Source organism: Phaeobacter sp. JH20_37 (assembly GCF_048056015.1).
GTDB classification, from domain to species: domain Bacteria; phylum Pseudomonadota; class Alphaproteobacteria; order Rhodobacterales; family Rhodobacteraceae; genus Phaeobacter; species Phaeobacter bryozoorum.
This window is the reverse complement of record NZ_JAYMWW010000002.1, coordinates 38012-59205: the sequence shown is the minus strand read 5'-3', so window position 1 is coordinate 59205 and position 21194 is coordinate 38012. Positions and strand designations below refer to the sequence as shown.

Genomic DNA, 21194 nt, shown 5'->3' with positions numbered 1-21194 from the left:
CTTTGAATGAGACGAGAGATAAAAAGGGAGGACCGAGATGGCCGATATCCAGAGCTATCGGATGCTGATCGACGGCGCTTGGGTCGATGCCTCGGACGGAGCGCTGTTCGACAGCACCAACCCCGCCGACGGCAAGGTGTGGTGCCGGGTTCCCGAAGCCACCGAGGCGGATGTGAACCGGGCGGTCGAGGCAGCGCATCGCGCCTTTACCTCGGGGCCGTGGGCCAGGATGACACCAACCGAACGCGGTAAGCACCTGCGCCGCCTGGGTGATCTGCTGGCGGACCGGTCCGAGGAACTGGGGCGGATCGAGTCGGTCGATACCGGCAAGATGCTGAAGGAAACCCGCTGGCAGGCGAAGTACATCGCCGAGTTCTTTCACTTTTTCGCCGGTTGCGCCGACAAGGTCAGCGGTGAAACGTTGCCCATCGACAAGCCGGACATGTTCGTCTTTACCAAGCGCGAGCCGCTGGGCGTGGTCGCCGCCGTGGTGCCCTGGAACAGCCAGTTGTTCCTGGTCGCGGTCAAGATCGGTCCGGCCCTCGCGGCGGGCAATACGGTGGTTCTGAAAGCCTCGGAACATGCCAGCGCGGCGATGCTGGAATTCGGAAAGCTGATCGAAGAGGCCGGTTTCCCGCCCGGGGTCGTGAATATTGTCACCGGGCACGGCGAACCCTGCGGGCGGGCGCTGACCGGGCATCCGCTGGTGGCAAGGGTCTCGTTCACCGGCGGGCCGAACGCCGCACGCCATGTGCTGGAGAACGCCAAGCGCAACTTTGCCGAGGTCTCGCTGGAACTGGGGGGCAAGTCACCCTTCATCGTGTTCGAGGATGCCAATATCGAAAGTGCGGTCAACGCCTCGATCGCGGGTATCTTTGGCGCCACGGGACAAAGCTGTGTCGCCGGATCCCGGCTTTACCTGCACGAAGACATCGCCGAAGAGTTCCTGGACCGGATGGTGGCGCAGGCGCGTGCCATCGTGATCGGGGATCCGCTGGCGGAAGAGACCCAGATGGGGCCGCTTTGCACCGCCGGGCAGCTGGCGCATATCCAGCGCGAGGTCGCCCATGCGCAGGCCGAGGGCGGCACCGTGCTGACCGGCGGCAAGCAGCCCGAGGGGCTGGGTGGCCTGTTCTATGAGCCGACGATCATCGACTGCCCGCGCCAGGACCTGCGCATCGTCGATACCGAACTGTTCGGCCCGGTCCTGAGCGTTCAGCGTTTCCGGACCGAGGAAGAGGTGCTGGCGCTGGCCAATGATTCCGAACACGGGCTGGCGGCCGGGATCTTCACCCGCGACAGCGCCCGCTCGCTCCGGATGGCCGGTGCCGTGCGTGCCGGGATCGTCTGGGTCAACACCTATCGCGTGGTCTCTCCGATCGCCGAATTTGGCGGGATCAAGGGGTCCGGCTATGGCCGCGAAAGCGGGTTCCAGGCGATCTACGATTACACCCGGCCCAAGACGGTGTGGATGAACACATCCGACGAACCCATGGCCAACCCCTTTGTCATGCGCTGAGCCAGAGCCCGGAAAGGAACACGGACAATGAAATTCCAACTTGCCATCAACCTGGAGCGGATCGACGACAGTCTCGACATGAACGATGTCGCGCGTCACACGCTTGAAATGGTGCAAATGGCCGAAGAGGGCGGTTTCGACATCGTCTGGGCCGCTGAACATCACGCCATCGAGATGACGATCGCGCCGAACCCCTTCCAGATCCTGACTTGGTGGGCCGGAGAGACCAGCAAGATCAGGCTGGGCACAGCTGTGGCGACGGCGGCCTATTGGCACCCGATCAACCTCGCGGGCGAGGCGGCGTTTCTTGACCTGATCAGCGGCGGGCGGCTGGAATTCGGCATCGGTTCGGGCGCCTATCAGCGCGAGTTCGACCGGATGAAACCGGGGCTGAAACAGTCCGATGCCTGGCGCTATATGCAGGAGATGCTGCCAGCGGTGCGCGCGCTATGGCAGGGCGATTATGCCCATGACGGCGAATTCTGGCAGTTCCCGACCTCGACCTCGGTGCCCAAGCCGGTGCAGGCCGACATGCCGGTCTGGGTCGCCGCGCGTTCACCCATCACCTATGACTATGCCGTGCGCAACCGCTGCCATATCAACTGCTGGCCCTTGACCCGGCCCTTTGCCGAGGCAGAGCTTTACAAGCGGCAGTTGGATGAGGCCATCGCCAAGGCCGATAACGGCTGGTCGCCGCGTTTCGCGCTGATGCGTCATGCCTGCATCTATGACAATGCCACCGACCGCCAGCAGGCGCTGGACGCCATCCGGCGCCTGTTGTCACAATTCGAGAACCTGTTCCGAAATGCCGGTGACGTCGTCAACGGTTTCCCCGCCGCGCTGCCGTTAGACCAGATTGCGGGCCGCGAGCAATACGACCCCGAGATGCTGGAAGAGAACCTGATGTTCGGCTTGCCTGAAACCGCCATCGGTAAACTGAAGCGGTACGAGGACCTGGGCGTGAACGAGTTCATCTACTACGCCTCGATGGGGTTGGATCATGACGCGCAGAAACGATCGCTCAAGATGTTCTGCAATGAAGTCATGCCGGAATTCCGGTAATGGAGGATACCCCGATGAGTGAGGGCGTCAGCACCCGCCGTGACGGCCATGTTCTTGAGGTCACGCTGTCGCGCGGCAAGGTCAACGCCATCGACGTGCCAACCAGCCAGGCGCTGGCGGCGGCGTTTCAGGAATTGCACGAGGACAAGGAATTGCGCTGTGCGATCCTGACCGGAGGAGGCGACAAGATCTTCAGCGCGGGCTGGGATCTGAAGGCGCTGAACGCAGGCGAGATGCAGCTTGATAACTGGTGGGAGAGCGACGACTACGGCTTTGGCGGATTTACCGGCCTGACCGAAAACTGGGCGCTGAACAAGCCGGTGATCGCCGCGATCAACGGGTTGGCCATCGGCGGCGGGTTTGAGATGGCGATGGCCTGTGACCTGCTGATCGCCGCCGATCATGTGGAGTTTGGCCTGCCGGAAATGCCGCTGGGAATCGTGCCGGACGCAGGCGCGCTGCAACGTCTGCCGCGGCGCATTCCGCACAACATCGCGATGGAGATGTTCCTGCTGGGCCGCCGCATGTCTGCGTCCGAGGCCGCCCACTATGGACTGGTCAACAAGGTCGTACCCCACGACCAACTGATGGATGCGGCCCGCGAATGGGCGGCCTCGATCGCCTGGTCGGCACCGCTGGCCATGCAGTCGGTGAAAGAGGTTCAGCGCGAGATCGAATGCGTTCCTCTGGAACAGGCGTTCCACAAGATGCGCACCGACCCGATGCCGACCTATCGCAAGATGCTGAAATCCGATGATGCGGCCGAAGGCGTGGCCGCCTTCGTCGAGAAACGCGAACCGAGGTTCAAGGGCGAATGATGTATCCAGATCCTACCACCATCACTCGTGTCACCAGCATCGGTGGCGGTCCCATCGGTGGCGGCTGGGCCGCGCATTTCCTGGCGCGCGGCTATGACGTCACCAGCTATTTGCACGACCCGGCAGAGGAGGGGGCGTTTCGCACCATCCTTGATACCGCCTGGATCAGCCTGACCGCACTGGGCCTGGCACCAGGTGCCTCGCTCGACCGGTTGCGCGTCGTCCATGACCTCGATGCGGCGGTCGAGGGGGCGGGGTTCATCCAGGAAAGCGCGCCCGAGAATCTGGCGATGAAACAGGCGCTCTATCATCAACTGGGGCGCATCGTGCCCGAGACGGTGGTGATCGGCTCCTCGACCTCGGGCCTGATGATGACCGACATTCAGGCCAACTGCGAAACACCCGGGCGCACGGTGATCGGGCATCCGTTCAACCCGCCCTATCTGCTGCCGCTGGTTGAGATCGTCGGCGGCGAGAGAACCGACCCGGCGGCGGTAGAGTGGGCCGGTGAATTCTATCGCGTCGCGGGCAAGGCGCCGCTGATGATGAAAAAGGAGATCCCCGGTTTCGTGGCGACGCGGCTGCAAGAGGCGCTGTGGCGCGAGGCGCTGCACATGGTCGCCAATGGCGAGGCCACGCCCGAGGATATCGACATCGCGCTGATTAACGGACCGGCGCCGCGCATGGTCAGCCAGGGGCAATGCATGGCGTTTCACGTCGCCTGCGGCGCGGGTGGCATGGCCACCAATCTGGACCAGTTCGGCCCGGCGCTGAAACTGCCCTGGACCCGGCTTCAGGCGCCCGAACTGACACAAGAGTTGCGCGACCGCATGGTCGATGGCTGCAACGCCATCGCCGGTGACCGGCATTTTGCCGACATGGCGGCCCAGCGTGACCGCGAGATCGTCGCCGTGCTCAATGCTCTTCGCGCGGCGCGAGAGGCGCGCTAGCGCGCTTCTCAACCGAATTCAGCGCGTGCAGAAAATCCGACAAGGTGCCGGGCCAGGTCGGGGCCGCTTCGTTCGAGGGCCAGGCCTCGCGATAGTCCGACGGCCGCCGACCGAAGAACTTGCTGAACGAATACGAGAAATGCGAGAGTGTGTTGAAACCGGAGGCGGTGGCGATTTCGCGCACGCTGAGTTCTGTGGCGATCAGCAGGACGCGCGCATTCTGCAATCGGCGCAGCAGGCCGAACTGAACCACCGTGCAGCCCACATGTTTCTTGAACTGCCGCTCAAGCTGGCGTTGTGATACGTCCAGTGCGTCGGCGATTTCGGGCACGGTCAGCGGCTCTTCGATGTTGCGCTCGATCAGGGTCATCGCCTGCCGCACCAGCGGCAGGATAGACTCGGTCCCGCGTCCCATGGTCCGGCGTTGCGAGGACGATCCCTTGCGGATCGGATTGTGCAGCATCTGGTCCGCGATCTCTCCCGAGAAACTGGCCCCGTGCGACTGCTCGATCAGCCGTAGCATCAGATCGACGCCAGCCATGCCACCGGCACAGGTCAGGATCCGCCCGTCGATGGTAAATAGCTGTTCCACAACGGAAATCTGGTCGAACTTCTCCTGAAATCCGTTGATCCAGGACCAATGGGTCGTGGCCTCCTTGCCATCCATCAGCCCGGCACGGGCGACCAGATAGCAGCCAAGTTCGACCGCGCAGATGCGCTCGCCCTGGCGGGCGCGCTTGCGCAACCAAGAGGTTAGCGCCTTGTTCTGATAATGCTCACCCCCCCAACTGGCCAGGACAAAGACCTGATCCGCTGGCGCGGTCTTGTCCGGCTCGACATCCAGATGCACGCGTATGCCATTGCTGGCGCCCAGGCTCAGCCCGTCGAACGAGGTCACCTCCCACGAGAACAGCCGCTCGGAAGACAGGTAATTCCCGATCCGCATGGTTTCGATCATCGTGATCAGGGTCGTCAGGTTGAACCGCGGCACCACCACGAAAACCGAATGGACCTGGCCTTTGCCCTGCGGGGGCGGCAAGTCGAGCTGCATGATGTTTCCTGCGGTTACCTTTTCTTGCACCCTATCAATGTTTTTCGACACCTGCACCCGAAATGCGGCGAATAATCGACAGTTTTTAAGAAGATCCGGCCAGCAAACTGGAAAAAACAACAGGGATAAAATCGCATGAACAACGAAGTCGTGCTGACCTGCGCCGTTACCGGCGCCGGGGACACAACCGGCAAAAGCCCGCATGTCCCGGTCACACCCAAGGCGATTGCCGAGGCGGCGATCGAGGCCGCCAAGGCGGGCGCGGCCATCGTCCATATCCATGCCCGCGACCCGGAAACCGGACAGGGTTCGCGCGATCCGAAACTGTTCAAGGAGATCGTCGACCGCGTGCGCGACAGCGGCACCGACGTGGTGATCAACCTGACCGCCGGGATGGGGGGCGACTGGATCTCTGACGCCGCCAACCCGGCCATGCCCGGACCGGGCACCGATATGATCGGCCCCGAGGCGCGACTGGCCCATATCGAGGAATGCCGCCCCGATATCTGTTCGCTGGACTGCGGGACGCTGAATTTCTCGGACACCGACATGATCTACATCTCGACCCCGCCGACGCTGCGCCGGATGGCGGCGCTGGTGCAGGAATGGGGGGTGAAGCCCGAACTGGAGGTCTTCGACCTGGGCCATATCCGTTTTGCCAAGGCGATGATCGCCGAGGGCCTGATCGACGCGCCGCCGATGTTCCAATTGTGCCTGGGCATCCCCTGGGGCGCGGATCAGGATGTCGAAACCATGGTGGCGATGAAGTCTCAGCTGCCGGCGGGGGCCAGCTGGGCCAGTTTCGGCATCGGGCGCGGCCAGATGCCGATGGCCGCCGCCGCCGTGGCGCTGGGTGGGAATGTCCGCGTCGGGCTGGAGGACAACATCTATCTCGATCGCGGTGTTCTGGCGACCAACGGCCAATTGGTGACCCGTGCGCGCGAGATCATCGAGCGCATGGGCGCGCGTTTGCTGACGCCGAATGAAGCCCGTACCAAGCTGAAACTGCGCGGGGCGGAGGCGTAGATGGCCGACGCGTTCTCTGGCGGCAGTCTGCGGATCGCGGGCGTGTCGAAATATTTCGGCACGTTCCGGGCGGTCAACGAGGTCAATCTGGAGATCCGCAAGGGAGAGTTCCTGACCCTGCTTGGCCCTTCGGGCTCGGGCAAGACGACGCTGTTGATGATGATCGCGGGGTTTCTGGACATCACCAGCGGTGACATCGCGCTGGACGGAAGCTCGATTGCCAATGTGCCGGCGGAAAAACGCAACTTCGGGATGGTGTTCCAGGGCTATGCCCTGTTCCCGCATATGACGGTACGCGACAATATCGGCTATGCGCTGAGCGTGCGCAAACGGCCCGAGGCCGAGATCCGGGCCCGTGTCGACGAGATGCTGGAGCTGGTGCAGCTGCAGGATTTCGCCAACCGCAAGCCCGGCCAGCTATCGGGGGGGCAACAGCAGCGGGTGGCGCTGGCGCGGGCGCTGTGTTTCGCGCCGCCGGTCCTGCTGCTGGACGAGCCGCTGGGCGCGCTCGACAAGAAATTGCGGGTCGAGGTGCAGGAACAGCTCAAGGACATTCACCGCCGGATCGGCACGACCTTTATCTATGTCACCCATGACCAGGAAGAGGCGCTGTCGATGTCTGACCGCATCGTCATCATGCGTGACGGCGCCATCGAACAGGTGGGCTCTCCGAAAGAGCTTTATGAACGGCCCGCAACCCGTTTTGCCGCCAGTTTCCTGGGCAAGTCGAACTTTGTTCAGCAGAACGGCCGGCCCCATGCGTTGCGCCCGGAGAAGATCGACATTCACCTCGGCACCGGTCATCCGCAGGCCCGGCGTCAGGGAACCATCACCAGCATCACCTATTTCGGGTCGATGCAGCGGATCATCGTCGAGACTGACGAAGCGGAACAGATCGAGGTCGACATCGATGTCTGGCGCAACCGCCAACAGCTGCACGAGGGCGAAGCCGTAGAGCTGAGCTGGCAGGACGAGGCGGCCGTGGAACTGAACGAAAGCTAAATGAGCACCCCAAGAGCGCCGTTCAAGGCGTCGCAACAATCGCCCGGCATGGCCTTGGGCATCTGACAAGGAGGACGAAATGCAAGACAAGCAATTCATGAAGGAAATGCTTACCGAAAGCGTCCATGCCTATAAGGCGGGACGCATGGACCGGCGCACCTTTCTGGCGCTTTGCGGTGCCTCGGGTGTCGCCATGAACGCCGTGATGGCGGGCGACGCGCAAGCGGCAGCGAATGAGATCGTCATGTGGAACTGGGGCGGCCAGTCCGAGGAATGCCATGGCAAGGCCATTGGCGAACCCTTCACGGCTGAAACCGGCATGCCGCTGAAGTTCGACACGTCGGGCCCCCTGCAGGGCAAGATCAAGGAGATGGTCGACAGCGGCAACGTCACCGCCGATGTCTGCGACGCCGACCTCTTCGACGCCGTGGCGCTTGGGCCGTCGGGCCATCTGGAAGCCATTGACTACGACATCGTCTCGAAGGACCGGACGCTGCCGCAGTATGCCCTGGAACACGGTGTTTCGATCATCCTTTACGGCTATGCCTTCGTCTATGACACCGAGGCTTACGGCGACAACCCGCCGAACAGCTGGGCGGATTTCTTCGACACGGCAAAGTTCCCCGGCAAACGCTCGCTTTACAAATGGGCGAACGGGGCGCTGGAAGGCGCGCTGCTGGCCGACGGGGTTTCCAAGGACGCGCTCTATCCGCTCGACATGGACCGGGCGCTGGCCAAGATCAAATCGATCAAGGATGACAGCCTTTATTGGGGCTCCGGCTCCGAGGCGCATTCGATGGTTGTCAACGGTGAGGTCTCGATGGGCATGGTCTGGCAGAACCGTGGCCGCAACATCGAGAACGACACCGATGGCCGCTTCAAGCTGGTGATGAACGAGGCCCTCGCCATGCCCGGCGCCTATATCGTGCCGAAGGGCAATCCGGCGGGCCGCGAGGCGGTGATGAAGTTCATCGCCACGGCACAAAGCGTTCCGGCGCAGCTCACGATCCTGGACTGCCTTGGCATGACCCCCTCCAACCCCGAGGCCTTTGCCCAGATCCCCGAGGACCAGCAACCCTATGCGATCACCTCGGCAATGAACATCGCCAACATCGTCTACAACGATCCGACCTGGTGGGGCGAAAACGGCGGCGATGCCGTGAACGCCTTCCTCGACGCGATCAGCTAGAACCCTTGGGCCACGCCCGCCGCCAATTGGCGGGCGTGGCCGCTCGGAACACGGACATGAACGCAGTGTTAAGACAAATCCATCCCGGCTGGTTCATCATAGCACCGCTTCTGGTGCTTGTGATTGCGCTATATCTCGGCCCGATCCTGAACATCATGTGGCTGAGTGTGACCGATCCCGAACCGGGACTTGGCAACTATCGCAAACTTTATGAAAGCGACTCGCTGCTGCGGATCGTCTGGACCACCCTGCGTATCTGCGTGATCACGACTGTCTTCAGCGTGACATTGGGCTATTCCATCGCCTATGCGATGGTGCACTGCCACCAGCGGCAGAAGAACTACATGCTGACACTCTTGTTGGTCTCGTTCTGGATTTCGATCCTGGTGCGGACCTTTTCCTGGCTGATGCTGCTGGGCAACCGGGGGCTGGTCAACAGCACATTGGAGTCACTTGGTCTGATCTCAGCCCCGATCGCCTTCATGCGCAACGAGTTGGGGGTGCTGATCGGCATGGTGCACTACATGATCCCCTATGCTGTGCTGCCGCTGCTTGTGAGTATGCAATCTCTGGACAGCCGGGTCATGGATGCCTCGCGCAATCTCGGTGCCAGCGGCAGCCAGACCTTTCGGCGCATCTACCTGCCGCTGACCCTGCCCGGAATTGTTGCCTCGACCCTGCTGGTTTTCATCCTCAGCCTCGGGTTCTATGTCACTCCGGCAGTGCTGGGCGGGGGCAAGGTCTTGATGGTGGCCGAGTACATCTCGGTCCAGCTGCTCGTCACCCTGAAATGGGGCACGGCTGCGATGCTGGCGGCGCTGATGCTGACCGGAGTTCTCGCCCTGCTTTGGATCATGTCGCGTTTCATGAAGCTTAGCACGGTCTTCGGAGGCAGCACACGATGAGACCGGGTCTTTTTTCCCAGTTCAACCGTGCCGGTGCCTGGGTCCTGCTGCTGTTTCTGGTAACCCCGGCCCTGATCGCCATCCCGGTCTCGCTGACGCCCAAGCGGTTTCTGTCGATGCCCAAGGACGAACTGTCGCTTCGGCATTTCCAGAACCTGTTCACCAGCGAGGAATGGCTCACGAGCTTCTTCCAGAGCGGGGTCATCGCGCTGTCGACCTCGGTGCTGGCCACCTTTCTGGGCACGCTCTGCGCCATTGGCCTGTGGCGGGTTTCGTCGAAATACAGCGAACTTGTGCGCGCCTTCCTCTTGCTACCGCTGATCATTCCCCAGATCATCTCGGCCATGGCCTTCTACCGGCTCTGGATCCCACTCGGCCTCTTGGACAGCTATCCCGGCCTGATCCTGGCCCATACGATCCTGGCCGCACCCATGGTCCTGATCACGGTCAGCGCTTCGCTGGCCACTTTCGATCCCAGGCTGGAACAGGCGTCCAAGAACCTCGGCGCGTCGAACTGGACAACGATGCGGCGGGTCATCCTGCCCTCGGTCCGGCCCGGGGTTTTTGCCGGCGCGCTTTTTGCCTTCATCCTGAGCTGGGACGAGATTGTCGTTACGCTCTTCATCTCCAAGTTCAGCGTCTACACGCTGCCGCGCCGCATGTGGAACGGCATCCGTGAAAATACCGACCCGACCGTGGCCGCCGCGGCCGTGGTCCTGATCGCGATCACGGCCATCGCCTTTGTCGTTTCGGCCATATTGTCGCGGCGCAATGCCGGCGGAAGCAGAAGCTGAGAAAGGTTCCGAAATGAACATGGAAACCAGCCACGAACACGAATTGCTGACCGCCACGGTCCGCAAGTTCGTGGAAACCGAGATGATGCCGCACGAGGACGAGGTCGACCGCCTGGGCTATGTGCCCGAAGAGATCGGCCGGCGGATCGAGGCGCGTTCGCAAGAACTTGGCCTTTTTGCCTGCAACCTGCCTGAAGAGGTTGGCGGCGGCGGTCTTGAACTGTCGACACAGCGCATCATCGAGCAAGAATACGGCCGGACCTCCCATGCCCTGCACAGCTGGGCCGCCCGCCCGACCGAGATCCTGTTGGCCTGCGATGGCGACCAGCGCGAGAAATACCTGCTGCCCTGCGTGCGCGGCGAGAAACGCGAATTGTTCGCCCTGACCGAGCCCGACGCCGGGTCGGATGCGATGGGCATGAAATCGAACGCCCGCCGTGTTGGCGGCGACTGGATCCTGAACGGCTCCAAGCATTTCATCTCGGGCCCCAGCATGCCCGATTTCGCCATCGTCTTTGCCGCCACCGGTGCCGATGACACCCCGCGCGGGCCACGCAAGCGCGTCACCGCCTTTCTGGTCGATGTGGGCACCCCGGGTTTCGTCTGTCGCGAGGGCACAAGATCGGTCAGCTATCGCGGCTACAAGACATTCGAGCTGCATTTCGACAATGTCCGCCTCGGCCCCGGCCAGATCCTGGGCGAAGAGGGCAGGGGGTTCGAGATCGCCGGGCAATGGCTGGGCATGGGGCGCATCTGGGTCGGGGCGTCCTGCTGCGGCAAGGCCGAGCGCATTCTGGACATGGCGACCGAATGGGCCGCCAATCGCCGCCAGTTCGGCCAGCCGATCGGTTCGTTCCAGGCGACCGGGTTCCGGCTGGCGGACGGGGCGATGAACCTGCGCGCGGCCAACCTGATGGTGACCGATGCGGTTGCCCGCCACCAATCGGGCCGGATGGCCGATCAGGACGCGGCGATGGTCAAGGTCTTCTGCTCGGAAATGCTGGGCCGGATCGCTGATGACGCGGTGCAGATCTTCGGCGGCATGGGTCTGATGGAAGAATTGCCGGTCCAGCGGCTCTGGCGCGACAGCCGGCTGGAACGGATCTGGGACGGCACCAGCGAGATCCAGCGCCATATCATCACCCGTTCGATGCTGAGGCCACTTGGTGCATGAGACCGGCGCAGCGTGAGAATTTCCGGCGCCTTCTGACACCGCGCCATATTGCCTTCATCGGTGGGCGTGATGCGGCAATTGCCATTCGCGAGGCGCGCAGGCGCGGCTTTGCTGGGCAGATGTGGGCGGTAAACCCCAAACGTGACACGCTGGAAGGCGTGGCTTGCGTTCCCACCATCGCCGATCTGCCCGAGGCCCCCGATGCGGTCTATCTGGCCATTCCCGCCGCCGCTGTTACAGGCGCGCTGGGGCAGTTATCGGCGATGGGTGTGGGCGGTGTGGTCTGCTTCTCCGCCGGGTTCAAGGAAACCGGCGATGCGGCCGCCGAACGGGCGCTGATCGCCGCGGCGGGCGACATGGCGCTGATCGGGCCCAATTGCTATGGGTTGATCAACTATGTGGGCAGTTCGGCGCTGTGGTCGTTTGAACATGGCGGCTGGTCGCCGGGATATGGTGCGGCCATCATCACCCAATCGGGCATGTTCTCGTCCGATATCACCATGAGCCAGCGCTCGCTGCCGATGGCCTATATGGTGTCGGCGGGCAATCAGGCGGTTCTGGGGCAAGAGGATTTTCTGGACGCTTTTGCGAGTGACCCGGCGGTGCGCGCCATCGGCCTGCATATCGAGGGTTTGCAGGATGTCGCCCGGTTCGAGCGCGCAGCACTGCGAGCGCTGGATAGCGGTGTGCCGGTCGTGGCGCTGAAATCCGGCAGTTCCCGGATCGGTGCCGCGCTGACGATCAGCCATACCGGCTCGCTGTCCGGAGCGAACGAGCTTTACGAGGCGCTCTTTGCCCGCTGCGGCGTGATCTCGGTCAGCAACCCGTCGCAGTTTCTTGAAACGCTCAAGCTCTTGTGCGTGACCGGCGCGCCGCGCGGTGCGCGGGTTGCGGGGTTCACCTGTTCGGGCGGTGGGGCCACGATGCTGGCCGATCACGCCGAAAAGATCGGGCTCAGCTTTCCGGCCATTGAGGGCGCGGATCGCGCCGGGCTGGAGACCCTGCTGCCCGAGATTGCCACAGTGTCCAATCCGCTGGACTACACCACGCCGATCTGGGGCCAGTCTGAACACACCTATCCGGTGTTTTCCCGAACACTGGAAGCGTTAGCGCCCGATTTCACGGTTCTGGTACAAGATTACCCCGCCGCTGGGCTGGACGATTCAAAGGTGTTCTATCTGAACGACGCCGGAGCCTTTGCCCGCGCCGCCAGCGAACAACAGATTCCCGCCGCGATCCTGGCCACCATTCCCGAGAACATGGATGCAGGGACCCGCCGGATGCTGATCGAGCAGGGCGTCGCCCCGATGCAGGGCATTCACGAGGCTCTGAACGCCATCCGTGACGCGGCAGGCTGGAGCGCGGCGCGAGCGCGCATCCTGTCCGCAAGGCCCGCGCCACTGCTGCCACCGCAGGCCCCAGCCAACTTGGTTGGGCAGACCGAAGATATCGGCAAGGACTGGCTGCGCGGGTCAGGGGGTGCGGTGCCCGAGGGCCGTGCCGTTACCGCCCGCGAGGTGGCGGGCGCGGCAGCGGAAATCGGTTTTCCGGTCGCGCTCAAGATGATGAGCCCGCGCCTGGCCCACAAGACCGAGGCCGGGGCCGTCGCGCTGAACCTTGCCAACCCGGCCGAGTTGCAAGCGGCGCTTGCGCAAATGCCCGGCGCGGTCGCTGCCTATGACCCGGATGCGGTCACCGACCGTTTCCTGGTCGAGGCGATGTCGCCGCCCCCGCTGGCCGAGCTGATCCTGACCCTGCGGCGCGACCCGCAGTTCGGGCATGCGCTGGTGCTTGGCAGCGGCGGCGTTCTGGTCGAGCTTCTGGGCGATGCGGTGACGCTGCTTCTGCCTTGCAGCGTCGAGGAGGTGCAGCGCGGGCTTGCGGGGTTGCGCCTGGCACCGCTACTATGCGGTTATCGGGGGCGTCCGTCCACCGATCTGACAGAGGTCGCTGGCGCCATTCACGCCCTGTCGGATGCCTATCTGCAAGACTGCGCCGAGATCGCCGAGGTCGAGATCAACCCGCTTTTCATCTATCCTGACCGGGTGGTGGCCATCGACGTGCTTTTGCATCGCGTGGCCAGGGACTAGCCATGCACGCGCGCGTTCCAAACCCCGATCTGGCCGTCGATGACAGCAACAAGCAACGCTGGAACCGCCCCGCCCATCGCCGCCACGGGTTCCATAACGCACACCGCCTGTTCCGGCGCGCGCTGATGGTGCGGTCGCGCAACGTGCTGCCGTTGGCGCCGTCCCCGATCGACCTGCCGGCGGCCCTGCCGGAACTGCGGGCGCTGCTGGCGCATCCCGCTTTTTCCGCCTTTTGCTGCCTGCGCGGCGGCACTCTGATCTTCGAGGCCGCGGCGGGCGATTTCAGCCCCACCGCGCCGCATTCGATCCAATCGGTGACCAAGCTGCATATCCACCTGATCTTTGGCCACTTGCTGGAGCAGGAACTGGTATCGCTCGATGCCCCGGTCTCGGACTACCTGCCGGACATCGGCACTGGCTATGCAGACGCCCCGGTGGGGGCCTTGCTGGACATGGCGGTGCGCAATGACTTTTCCGAGGACTATTCAGACCCTCTATCGGATTGTTATACCGAGGAAATCGCGCTTGGCTGGCGGCTGCCACCCGAGGGCGCGCCCGAGCCGAGCCTGGCCCAGTTCGCCGCTGGGATCACCGGGTTCAGGCCCGGCCCGCCACCCGCCTTTGCCGAATACAAATCGGCCAATACCGATGTTCTGACCCTGATCGCGGCGGCGGTGTCGCCGGTGCCGCTGGCCAGGCTGGTCGAGGAAATCGCCGACGCGGCGGGCTATGAGGGCGCGTTTCACATCAGCCTCAGCCCCGAACAGCTGCCCGCATTTTCCGGTGGCGGCTGCCTGAGCGCGCGCGATCTTGCGCGGTTCGGTCTGCTGTTTGCGGGGAAATCGGGCGACGGGCCGTATCCGAACGCCGGTTACCTGCGGTATTGCTTGGCGCGTGCAGCGCCAAGCCTGAAACCGCCACGCGACTGGCTGCGTTACTCCGGCCATTTGATGACAAACGGACGCCTGTTGGGTCATGCCGGTTATGGCGGGCAGTTCCTGCTTGTCGATACAGACACCGGAACCTCGTGCGCGCTGCTCAGCGTCCTGGAAAACGATGCGGGCTATGATGACGAGTACATGTCGCAGGCAGCGTTTTGCTTGAGACGTGTTTGCGAGTTTTTGACCTATGCGCATTGTCAGAAAAATTTAGCTTGAACCAAGACGGTTCGACAATCCGCTTGAGGCCCACGCAGCCGAGCCAATTTTGGCCACCGGCTATGTGTACGCCAAGCTTTGACCTGCGACCGGTTTCATCCTCCAGTTTGAGGTAGTGTCGCGTAGCCCTTATTTAGGGTCATCCTCAATTTGTGTGGCACCACTATCCTGAGACTGGAAAATTCAGGAGGGATAGTCATGATTTCGAAGCACCACTGGTCGCCCGGGAGCGATGTTTCGGTTCAAAGCGTTGAGCGAAGTGAATCCGGCGGGTGGATTGTATCGGGCAGTCTGACACCAAACGGCATCTGCCCAGACTGTGGATTGCATTCACCACGACGTCACGGCTGGCGGCGTCGACGGCTGCAGGATTATCCCGCGCATGGAGACGAGGTAACGGTTGATCTCGCGGTTTGTCGTTGGCGATGCTTGGCGCCCGCTTGCCCGCGCCGGACTTTCTCGGACCAGATCGCCTCGATTGCGCGTCCTTTTGCGCGCCGCACTGAGCTACTCCCCATTTATTGGACAGGTTCTGGCGTAAATTAAGCTACTCTTTGCACCTGCTGATCGGGGTTGGTTATTTCATTTCGCTGCCAGTAGATCACAGCGGGTGGTTTGCCGCCAAGGGCGGAATGTGGGCGTTTGTGATTGTAGAATTCGATCCACTTCCTGACGCCTGCCTTAGCATCTGATCCGGTTTCCCATGCATGCAGGTAGACGCATTCATACTTTAGCGACCGCCACAGCCGCTCGACAAAGATGTTGTCGAGGAACCGGCCCTTGCCATCCATCGAGATACGCACACTGGATCGACGCAGTCGGTCGGTCCAGACAAAGGACGTGAACTGGCTGCCCTGGTCGGTGTTCATAATCTCTGGTGGGCCGAACTTGTGGATGGCCTCATTCAAGGCATCAACGCAAAACTCGGCTTCCAATGTGTTCGAGATACGCCACGCCAGCACCTTGCGCGTGTGCCAGTCCATGATGGCAACCAGATACAGGAAGCCGCGTCGCATCGGTAAATATGTGATGTCAGCGCACCAAACCTGATTGGGCCGATCCACACGCAGCCCGCGCAACAGGTAGGGGTAGATCTTATGCCCCTTCGCAGCTTTGCTCGTGTTTGGCTTTTGGTAGATCGGCATGAGGCCCATCAGCCGCATCAGGCGTCTGATCCGCTTCTCATTGACGAGGTGGTCGTCATTGCGCAGGCGCCATGTCATCTGGCGCACACCATAGAACGGCGTTTCCAGGAACTGCTTATCGATCAGGCGCATCAGATCAAGGTTCATTTGGCTCTCGCCTTTCGGCTCGTAGTAAAACGACGACCGTGAGATCGACAGCAACGCGCATTGCTTGCCAACCGAAAGACCTGGCAGGTTTGGCTCAATCATCTTGCGCCTCACTTGCCGGTCCAGGGTTTGAGCTTTCTGGCCAAAAAATCGTTGGCGACGGCCAGCTCCCCGATTTTGGCATGGAGGTCTTTGACCTGCTCTTCGTCGACCTCCGGTGCTTTTCGACCTCCGCGCTCAAATACGCCAGACGCACCTTCAAGCAGCGCACGCTTCCATTGGTGGATCATGGTGGGATGCACACCAAACCGACTGGCCAATTCGCTGACCGTCTCCTCGCCCTTCAGCGCCTCTAACGCAACCTTGGCCTTAAACTCGGGGTGATGTTGCTTCCGTTTCGACATTCCTGATCTCCTTCGTGTTGAAGATCAGCAGACAACAAATTCCAGCTTACGTCAGTGTCCGAATTTCGGGGGGTAGCTCAGTGGCGAGCAGTCGCCCGTAGCCAAGATATTCCCAGATCGTGCGACACCAGAGCTATGCCGCCTTCAGACCGAGCTTGGGTCGCGTCATTCATTTCGTGAAACGGCACGGATCATGGAGACCTTTCTTCCCTGCGCGAAGCAGATTAACACAACGGTGCGCAACCGCCTGGGCCGAGTCGCACAGAACTTTATTGACCGTGAACCCGCGCAAATCAGTGTGGATGAAGATGCGCAATCGCCTCCGCTGACCGTGTTTCTAGACGGTGACCATATCCGTTGTCGGCCAGAATACCAGAAGCGGCACCTTGATGTGGTGGTGGGTAAGGTCGAAAGTCCCAATATGTGCCGTCGCTTTGGCCTTGTCGCGCAAGCGGGGCCGTCACCGAGTGGACAGCTCAGACAACACTTGCTCGCGCTCGGCTGGGACGGTCAGCGGCCGGTCACCGTCATCTCCGATGGAGAACCCGCGCTGCCAAATCTGGTCCGTGCTGCCGTTGATGGGCGTGTGCGCCATATCCTGGACTGGTGGCATATTTCGATGCGCGTTCAGCATATTGAAAATGCCGTCAAAGGGCTTTTGCAGACGGAGAGTTTTCCGGGATTTCCTGAACTATTCAAACGCCCAGCGGAAACACTTCGATGGTGCTTGTGGCATGGGAAAATCATGACCGCTGGTACGCGCCTCAAGCTATTAATGATTGATTCCGGCAGGGTCACAACGGAAGACGCTGCAATCAGGGCGGCGGCCGCGAGAGTCCAAGCACGTTGTCGAGAACTCTACACGTACTTGGCAAACAATTGGGATGCTCTCACCAACTACGGCTGGCGACACCGCAACGGGTTTTCGATTTCATCGTCTCGGGCGGAGGGCTGTGTCGACGACATCGGCAACGCACGGATGGGCAAGAGCCGCAGGATGCGATGGTCACCGAGTGGCGCGCACAATGTCGCAGTTACCAGAGCAGCCGTTCTCGATGGTCGATTGTCCGTTTCACACCAAGAGATGGCCGCTTAACCCCCAGCTTTTGCCCACTCCCGTTGCCAAGCCAGCTGTCAGGCGGTGAGAAACAGCGAGTTGCCGTGGCGCGCGCGTTCGCCGCACAGCCCGAACTGGTTCTTTGCGACGAGATCACATCAGCGCTCGACGTATCAGTGCAGGCTGCAGTTCTGGAACTGCTTGACGATCTGAGGCGTGACAAGGGTACCAGCTACATCTTCGTTAGCCACGACCTCGCGGTGGTCAAGGCTTTGTCCGACAGGGTCGCTGTCCTTTATCAGGGGCGCCTGTGCGAACTCGGCGCGACCAGTGATGTCTATGGGTTCATCTCGCATCCCTACACCGAGGTCCTGTTGGGCGCTGTGCTGGAGCCCGATCCGGACTTTGCCCCCACCCTTTCGGCTGGCGACGTGGTCGAACTCAGCCCGCCGGCGCAGGGATGCCCCTTCCAACGGCGGTGTCCGAAACGTCTTGGTCCTGTCTGCGAGCAAGTTTCCCCGCCGCGCAGGACGTTTTCCGATGGTCATTCAATCTGGTGCCACCGCGAGGACCTTTCGGGAGCCTGATCTGCCCGGTTAGCCTATGTTCGATCACGTCCCAGTGGTTCTGGTTGGCCAAAGGGTGAATTCTCATCGGGTGAATATCTCGAGACGTCGGGCTATCACATCACGACAAACAGGAGTGATGTGCGATGCAGGTTGACGGTCTTTCCGCGCTGGTGACTGGTGCGGCTTCGGGGTTGGGGCTGGCTGCGTCCAAAGCTTTGAAAATGGCCGGCGCCAAGGTCGCCCTTCTGGATCGGGACGAAGAGAAGGTGTCGCTGGCGGCCAATGAGATCGGCGGCGTGGGTATCGCGTGTGACGTTACCGACCCGGACGCTGTGGTCGAAGCGTTAGCGAAAGCCGAACGGAAAAACGGGCCGATCCGCATCAATGTAAACTGTGCCGGCATTCCCGGTGGCATGCGGCTTGTCGGCCGCGACGGACCGGTGGACATGGCGGCTTTCGCTCGTGTCATCGACATCAATCTGATGGGAACCGTCAGCGTCATGACGAAATGTGCCGCCCGGATGATGGCGCTGGAGACGTTGAACGACGATGGTGAGCGCGGGATCATCATCAATACGGGGTCGATCACCGCCGTTGAAGGGCAAATCGGGCAGGGGGCCTATGTGGCTTCCAAGGGGGCAATCGCCAGCCTTACCCTGCAAGCCGCAAGGGAGTTCATGCCGCGGGGGGTTCGGGTCATGACGATCGCCCCAGGTCTGTTCAAGACACCAATTGCCGATCACATTCCGCAGGAGGTCATCGACGGGATGCTGGATGGCCGCATGTTTCCGAACCGGTTTGGGGACCCCTCGGAATTTGGTCGCCTCGCCGTCGACATCGTGCGCAATCCGATGCTGAATGGCGAGATCATACGTCTGGACGCAGGCGTCCGGCTTCAGGCGCGATAAGCCTCCCGGATTCGTTGGTTCTCGGCGTCGTTCTCGGCGGCTTCGATGAGCCAGGCTCTGAACTTTTCTGCATCTGGATGATCGCGGCCCGTTTCGGGCGAAATCAGATAGAATGCCTCGTGCAACGGCGCTTCGATCTCGAATGGGCTGAGCAGACGACCGCGCTCGATTTCTATGCCAAGCATCGAAGATCGCGCCAAGGCCACGCCGCCGCCGCGCGACGCGAATTCAAACGCCAGCAGCGATGTATCGAACTGAAGCCCCTGTCCAGCGTTCACACCAGTGGCCGTGGCGTGGCGCAGCCATGTTGCCCAGCCTTCTTCATATCCCAGCACATGCAGCAGGCGATGATGGACAAGGTCGCCTGGTGTTCGAATGGCCTTTTCGCCTTCCAGAAGGGATGGGGCGCAAACCGGCTTGATCACTTCCCAGGTCAGTCGGTCGGCCTTGTAACCGGGCCATCTTCCGGTACCGTACTGGATGTCCAGGTCAAATCGCTCGTTGTCGAACTGGTCGCCCCAGACGCTGGAGACCAGACGGACTTCGGTATCAGGGTGGCGATCAAAGAAACCCTGAAGCCTGGGCGCGATCCAGTTGACTGAATAGCCGACCGGCGCGCGCACGGTCAGCACCTCGGAGCGCCTGAGGCCAAAGACCTCCTCCGTGCCTGCGGCCAGACGTTCAAAACCGTCCCGGACTTTGGGCAAATAGGCCGCGCCGACCTTGGTGAGCACGAGGCTTCGCGGTTTGCGCTCGAACAGGGGTTCGCGCAGGTAGTGTTCCAGCAGCTTGACCTGCTTGCTGATCGCGGCCTGCGTCAGGTTCAGTTCCTGGGCGGCATTGGTGAAACTCAGATGCCGCGCCGACGCTTCGAAAGCGCGCAGCCAGGTCAGATGTGGTAGTCGTCGGGTGCTCATGGCCAACTCATGCATAATATTTATTTGGTTATAGGGGGATTATGCGTTGCTTGAAAGCCAGGAAAGAATGGACGCAAGATGATGCCGGAAACGACCGGAGGTGCCGCCTTGCCCATCGAAAGCGAACTGGGTTTTGACCCGCAGCGCCTGCGGCGTATCTCGAGATGGATGGAGGCACATGTCCGCGAGGGGCGGCTGAGCGGTCTGGCCGTCCAGATCGCAAGACGTGGCGAGATCGCGTTTTCCGAACGCACGGGGTATTCCGGCACCGCAAACGGCCAGCCGGTCGCGCCGGATACGATTTGGCGGATTTATTCCATGTCCAAGCCGGTGACCTCGCTTGCCCTGCTCATGCTTTATGAGGAGGGGGCGTTTCAATTGGATCAACCGATTGCTGACTTCCTGCCAAAGTTCGCTGGCATCCGTGTCTGGAAGGGGCCGGGCCATGCGCTGGACGCGACCGAGCCGGCGCGACGCCAGATTACCATCCATGACCTGCTGACCCATCAGGCTGGCATCGTTTACGGAGACCCGCAGGGTAACGCACTGGAGCAGGCCCTGTCGGCAGCCGGGCTCGATTTCGATCGCCGATTTGAGAGCATGGCCGAGGCTGTTGATGCGCTCGCGGGTTTTCCATTGGCCTTTCACCCCGGAGACCGCTGGTTCTATGGGTTGTCGACCGATGTCCTTGGTCGACTGATCGAGGTCATCAGCGGCCAGTCCCTTGGCGCGTTTCTGAAATCACGGATATTCGATCCGCTGGGCATGGTGGATACAGGGTTTTCTGTGTCATCGGACAAGGCCAAGCGTCTGGCAACGCTCTACGATCACAAGGAGGGCGGCTTTGTCGCCTCAACAAATCAGGATCGTTGCGCAGCACCTGTCACGCTGGAAAGCGGTGGCGGCGGGCTGGTCTCCACGATGGATGACTATCAACGGTTTGCGACCATGCTCTTGCGGCGCGGCGTGCATGACGGCGGCAGGCTTTTGGGTCGCAAGACGTTCGATCTGATGGTGTCCAACCACATGGGCGGCGATCTGGCCAGCCGGGGGCAGGCGCATTTCAGCGAAACCACCTTCGAAGGCATCGGGTTCGGCCTTGGTGTGTCGGTCATGCTGGACCCGGCAAAGGCGAAGATCCTCGGATCGCCCGGTGAATTCGCCTGGGGCGGCATGGCCTCGACCGCCTTCTGGGTGGACCCGGTCGAGGAGATGACCGTGATCCTGATGACCCAGCTTGTCCCCTCCAGCGCCTATTCCTTGCGGCGACAGTTAAGGGTTCTAAGCTATCAGGCCTTGGTGGATTGAGG

19 protein-coding genes and 1 pseudogene are annotated in these 21194 nt (G+C 61.8%); 17 read left to right on the top strand and 3 right to left on the bottom strand.

Translation table 11 applies throughout. The annotated features are described in order from the left end of the window. Positions 1 to 37 precede the first annotated feature (37 nt). The 4 genes from VWZ87_RS01330 to VWZ87_RS01315 are packed head-to-tail and all read left to right on the top strand — an operon-like array spanning position 38 to position 4349. Positions 38 to 1519 (top strand): aldehyde dehydrogenase, encoded by a 1482-nt coding sequence (locus VWZ87_RS01330; RefSeq protein WP_416535712.1) that lies wholly within the window; start codon positions 38 to 40, stop codon positions 1517 to 1519. 27 nt (positions 1520 to 1546) lie between these two features. Then, positions 1547 to 2581 carry an LLM class flavin-dependent oxidoreductase gene (locus tag VWZ87_RS01325; protein ID WP_416535711.1) on the top strand — a complete coding sequence of 345 codons (1035 nt, stop codon included), beginning with the start codon at positions 1547 to 1549 and terminating at the stop codon, positions 2579 to 2581. Between the two features lie 14 nt (positions 2582 to 2595). Further along, a complete protein-coding gene (locus VWZ87_RS01320) occupies positions 2596 to 3399 on the top strand; it encodes a carnitinyl-CoA dehydratase (RefSeq protein WP_416535710.1) in 804 nt (267 codons plus the stop codon). Further along, the gene (locus VWZ87_RS01315) at positions 3396 to 4349 is read left to right on the top strand and encodes a 3-hydroxyacyl-CoA dehydrogenase NAD-binding domain-containing protein (protein ID WP_416550313.1); all 954 of its coding nucleotides are present in this window, start codon (positions 3396 to 3398) and stop codon (positions 4347 to 4349) included. Before VWZ87_RS01320 ends, VWZ87_RS01315 begins: the two co-directional genes overlap by 4 nt. On the opposite strand, the gene VWZ87_RS01310 is transcribed toward VWZ87_RS01315, so the two are convergent. Then, the gene (locus tag VWZ87_RS01310; protein ID WP_416535708.1) at positions 4315 to 5400 is read right to left on the bottom strand and encodes a GlxA family transcriptional regulator; all 1086 of its coding nucleotides are present in this window, start codon (positions 5398 to 5400) and stop codon (positions 4315 to 4317) included. The genes VWZ87_RS01315 and VWZ87_RS01310 overlap by 35 nt on opposite strands. Positions 5401 to 5535: 135 nt before the next feature. Here VWZ87_RS01310 and VWZ87_RS01305 point away from each other — a divergent pair, with 135 nt between their 5' ends. The 9 genes from VWZ87_RS01305 (at position 5536) to VWZ87_RS01265 (ending at position 15283) form a co-directional block, all read left to right on the top strand. Further along, positions 5536 to 6426, top strand: coding sequence for a 3-keto-5-aminohexanoate cleavage protein (locus VWZ87_RS01305; protein ID WP_416535707.1), 891 nt, complete (start codon positions 5536 to 5538; stop codon positions 6424 to 6426). Beyond that, the gene (locus VWZ87_RS01300) at positions 6427 to 7428 is read left to right on the top strand and encodes an ABC transporter ATP-binding protein (protein WP_416535706.1); all 1002 of its coding nucleotides are present in this window, start codon (positions 6427 to 6429) and stop codon (positions 7426 to 7428) included. Positions 7429 to 7507: 79 nt separating this feature from the next. Continuing rightward, entirely contained in the window at positions 7508 to 8617 is a 1110-nt protein-coding gene (locus VWZ87_RS01295) for an extracellular solute-binding protein (protein ID WP_416535705.1), read from the top strand. Between the two features lie 56 nt (positions 8618 to 8673). Then, positions 8674 to 9522: an ABC transporter permease gene (locus VWZ87_RS01290; RefSeq protein WP_416535704.1), complete on the top strand. Its 849-nt coding sequence runs from the start codon at positions 8674 to 8676 to the stop codon at positions 9520 to 9522. Then, on the top strand, positions 9519 to 10316 hold the full coding sequence (locus tag VWZ87_RS01285) for an ABC transporter permease (RefSeq protein WP_416535703.1): 798 nt from the start codon (positions 9519 to 9521) through the stop codon (positions 10314 to 10316). The genes VWZ87_RS01290 and VWZ87_RS01285 overlap by 4 nt, the downstream gene beginning before the upstream one ends. A gap of 13 nt (positions 10317 to 10329) precedes the next feature. After that, positions 10330 to 11490: an acyl-CoA dehydrogenase family protein gene (locus tag VWZ87_RS01280; protein WP_416535702.1), complete on the top strand. Its 1161-nt coding sequence runs from the start codon at positions 10330 to 10332 to the stop codon at positions 11488 to 11490. Then, the gene (locus VWZ87_RS01275) at positions 11487 to 13580 is read left to right on the top strand and encodes an acetate--CoA ligase family protein (RefSeq protein WP_416535701.1); all 2094 of its coding nucleotides are present in this window, start codon (positions 11487 to 11489) and stop codon (positions 13578 to 13580) included. Before VWZ87_RS01280 ends, VWZ87_RS01275 begins: the two co-directional genes overlap by 4 nt. A 2-nt stretch (positions 13581 to 13582) precedes the next feature. Then, the gene (locus VWZ87_RS01270) at positions 13583 to 14737 is read left to right on the top strand and encodes a serine hydrolase domain-containing protein (protein ID WP_416535700.1); all 1155 of its coding nucleotides are present in this window, start codon (positions 13583 to 13585) and stop codon (positions 14735 to 14737) included. Between the two features lie 198 nt (positions 14738 to 14935). Continuing rightward, entirely contained in the window at positions 14936 to 15283 is a 348-nt protein-coding gene (locus tag VWZ87_RS01265; protein ID WP_416547089.1) for a transposase family protein, read from the top strand. Here VWZ87_RS01265 and VWZ87_RS01260 read toward each other — a convergent pair. After that, a protein-coding gene (locus VWZ87_RS01260; RefSeq protein ID WP_416535688.1) for an IS3 family transposase occupies positions 15280 to 16433 on the bottom strand; the annotation gives its coding sequence in 2 pieces (ribosomal slippage) (positions 15280 to 16181 and positions 16181 to 16433; 1155 coding nt in all). The two genes, VWZ87_RS01265 and VWZ87_RS01260, sit on opposite strands and share 4 nt — an antisense overlap. A gap of 79 nt (positions 16434 to 16512) precedes the next feature. On the opposite strand from VWZ87_RS01260, the pseudogene VWZ87_RS01255 reads away from it, so the two are divergent. From VWZ87_RS01255 to VWZ87_RS01245, 3 genes and pseudogenes are all read left to right on the top strand, one after another. Next, positions 16513 to 17529 (top strand): annotated as a pseudogene (locus VWZ87_RS01255) (ISKra4 family transposase); the annotation flags it as partial. After that, entirely contained in the window at positions 17436 to 18077 is a 642-nt protein-coding gene (locus tag VWZ87_RS01250) for an oligopeptide/dipeptide ABC transporter ATP-binding protein (protein ID WP_416536811.1), read from the top strand. The pseudogene VWZ87_RS01255 and the gene VWZ87_RS01250, both read left to right, overlap by 94 nt. A gap of 125 nt (positions 18078 to 18202) precedes the next feature. Then, positions 18203 to 18967, top strand: coding sequence for an SDR family NAD(P)-dependent oxidoreductase (locus VWZ87_RS01245; RefSeq protein ID WP_416536812.1), 765 nt, complete (start codon positions 18203 to 18205; stop codon positions 18965 to 18967). On the opposite strand, the gene gcvA is transcribed toward VWZ87_RS01245, so the two are convergent. Beyond that, positions 18955 to 19899 carry a transcriptional regulator GcvA gene (gene gcvA, locus VWZ87_RS01240; RefSeq protein WP_416601003.1) on the bottom strand — a complete coding sequence of 315 codons (945 nt, stop codon included), beginning with the start codon at positions 19897 to 19899 and terminating at the stop codon, positions 18955 to 18957. The two genes, VWZ87_RS01245 and gcvA, sit on opposite strands and share 13 nt — an antisense overlap. A gap of 63 nt (positions 19900 to 19962) precedes the next feature. Here gcvA and VWZ87_RS01235 point away from each other — a divergent pair, with 63 nt between their 5' ends. After that, on the top strand, positions 19963 to 21192 hold the full coding sequence (locus VWZ87_RS01235) for a serine hydrolase domain-containing protein (protein WP_416536814.1): 1230 nt from the start codon (positions 19963 to 19965) through the stop codon (positions 21190 to 21192). Positions 21193 to 21194 lie beyond the last annotated feature (2 nt).

What these genes read in the sequence shown, in the direction of transcription:
- VWZ87_RS01280 (WP_416535702.1), top strand. Translation starts at nt 10,330, where the DNA reads ATGAACATGGAAACCAGCCACGAACACGAATTGCTGACCGCCACGGTC.
- VWZ87_RS01310 (WP_416535708.1), bottom strand. Translation starts at nt 5,400, where the DNA reads ATGCAGCTCGACTTGCCGCCCCCGCAGGGCAAAGGCCAGGTCCATTCG.
- VWZ87_RS01300 (WP_416535706.1), top strand. Translation starts at nt 6,427, where the DNA reads ATGGCCGACGCGTTCTCTGGCGGCAGTCTGCGGATCGCGGGCGTGTCG.
- VWZ87_RS01250 (WP_416536811.1), top strand. Translation starts at nt 17,436, where the DNA reads ATGGTCACCGAGTGGCGCGCACAATGTCGCAGTTACCAGAGCAGCCGT.
- VWZ87_RS01320 (WP_416535710.1), top strand. Translation starts at nt 2,596, where the DNA reads ATGAGTGAGGGCGTCAGCACCCGCCGTGACGGCCATGTTCTTGAGGTC.
- VWZ87_RS01265 (WP_416547089.1), top strand. Translation starts at nt 14,936, where the DNA reads ATGATTTCGAAGCACCACTGGTCGCCCGGGAGCGATGTTTCGGTTCAA.
- VWZ87_RS01295 (WP_416535705.1), top strand. Translation starts at nt 7,508, where the DNA reads ATGCAAGACAAGCAATTCATGAAGGAAATGCTTACCGAAAGCGTCCAT.
- VWZ87_RS01315 (WP_416550313.1), top strand. Translation starts at nt 3,396, where the DNA reads ATGATGTATCCAGATCCTACCACCATCACTCGTGTCACCAGCATCGGT.
- VWZ87_RS01305 (WP_416535707.1), top strand. Translation starts at nt 5,536, where the DNA reads ATGAACAACGAAGTCGTGCTGACCTGCGCCGTTACCGGCGCCGGGGAC.
- VWZ87_RS01325 (WP_416535711.1), top strand. Translation starts at nt 1,547, where the DNA reads ATGAAATTCCAACTTGCCATCAACCTGGAGCGGATCGACGACAGTCTC.
- VWZ87_RS01245 (WP_416536812.1), top strand. Translation starts at nt 18,203, where the DNA reads ATGCAGGTTGACGGTCTTTCCGCGCTGGTGACTGGTGCGGCTTCGGGG.
- VWZ87_RS01235 (WP_416536814.1), top strand. Translation starts at nt 19,963, where the DNA reads ATGATGCCGGAAACGACCGGAGGTGCCGCCTTGCCCATCGAAAGCGAA.
- VWZ87_RS01285 (WP_416535703.1), top strand. Translation starts at nt 9,519, where the DNA reads ATGAGACCGGGTCTTTTTTCCCAGTTCAACCGTGCCGGTGCCTGGGTC.
- VWZ87_RS01270 (WP_416535700.1), top strand. Translation starts at nt 13,583, where the DNA reads ATGCACGCGCGCGTTCCAAACCCCGATCTGGCCGTCGATGACAGCAAC.
- VWZ87_RS01290 (WP_416535704.1), top strand. Translation starts at nt 8,674, where the DNA reads ATGAACGCAGTGTTAAGACAAATCCATCCCGGCTGGTTCATCATAGCA.
- VWZ87_RS01275 (WP_416535701.1), top strand. Translation starts at nt 11,487, where the DNA reads ATGAGACCGGCGCAGCGTGAGAATTTCCGGCGCCTTCTGACACCGCGC.
- gcvA (WP_416601003.1), bottom strand. Translation starts at nt 19,899, where the DNA reads ATGCATGAGTTGGCCATGAGCACCCGACGACTACCACATCTGACCTGG.
- VWZ87_RS01330 (WP_416535712.1), top strand. Translation starts at nt 38, where the DNA reads ATGGCCGATATCCAGAGCTATCGGATGCTGATCGACGGCGCTTGGGTC.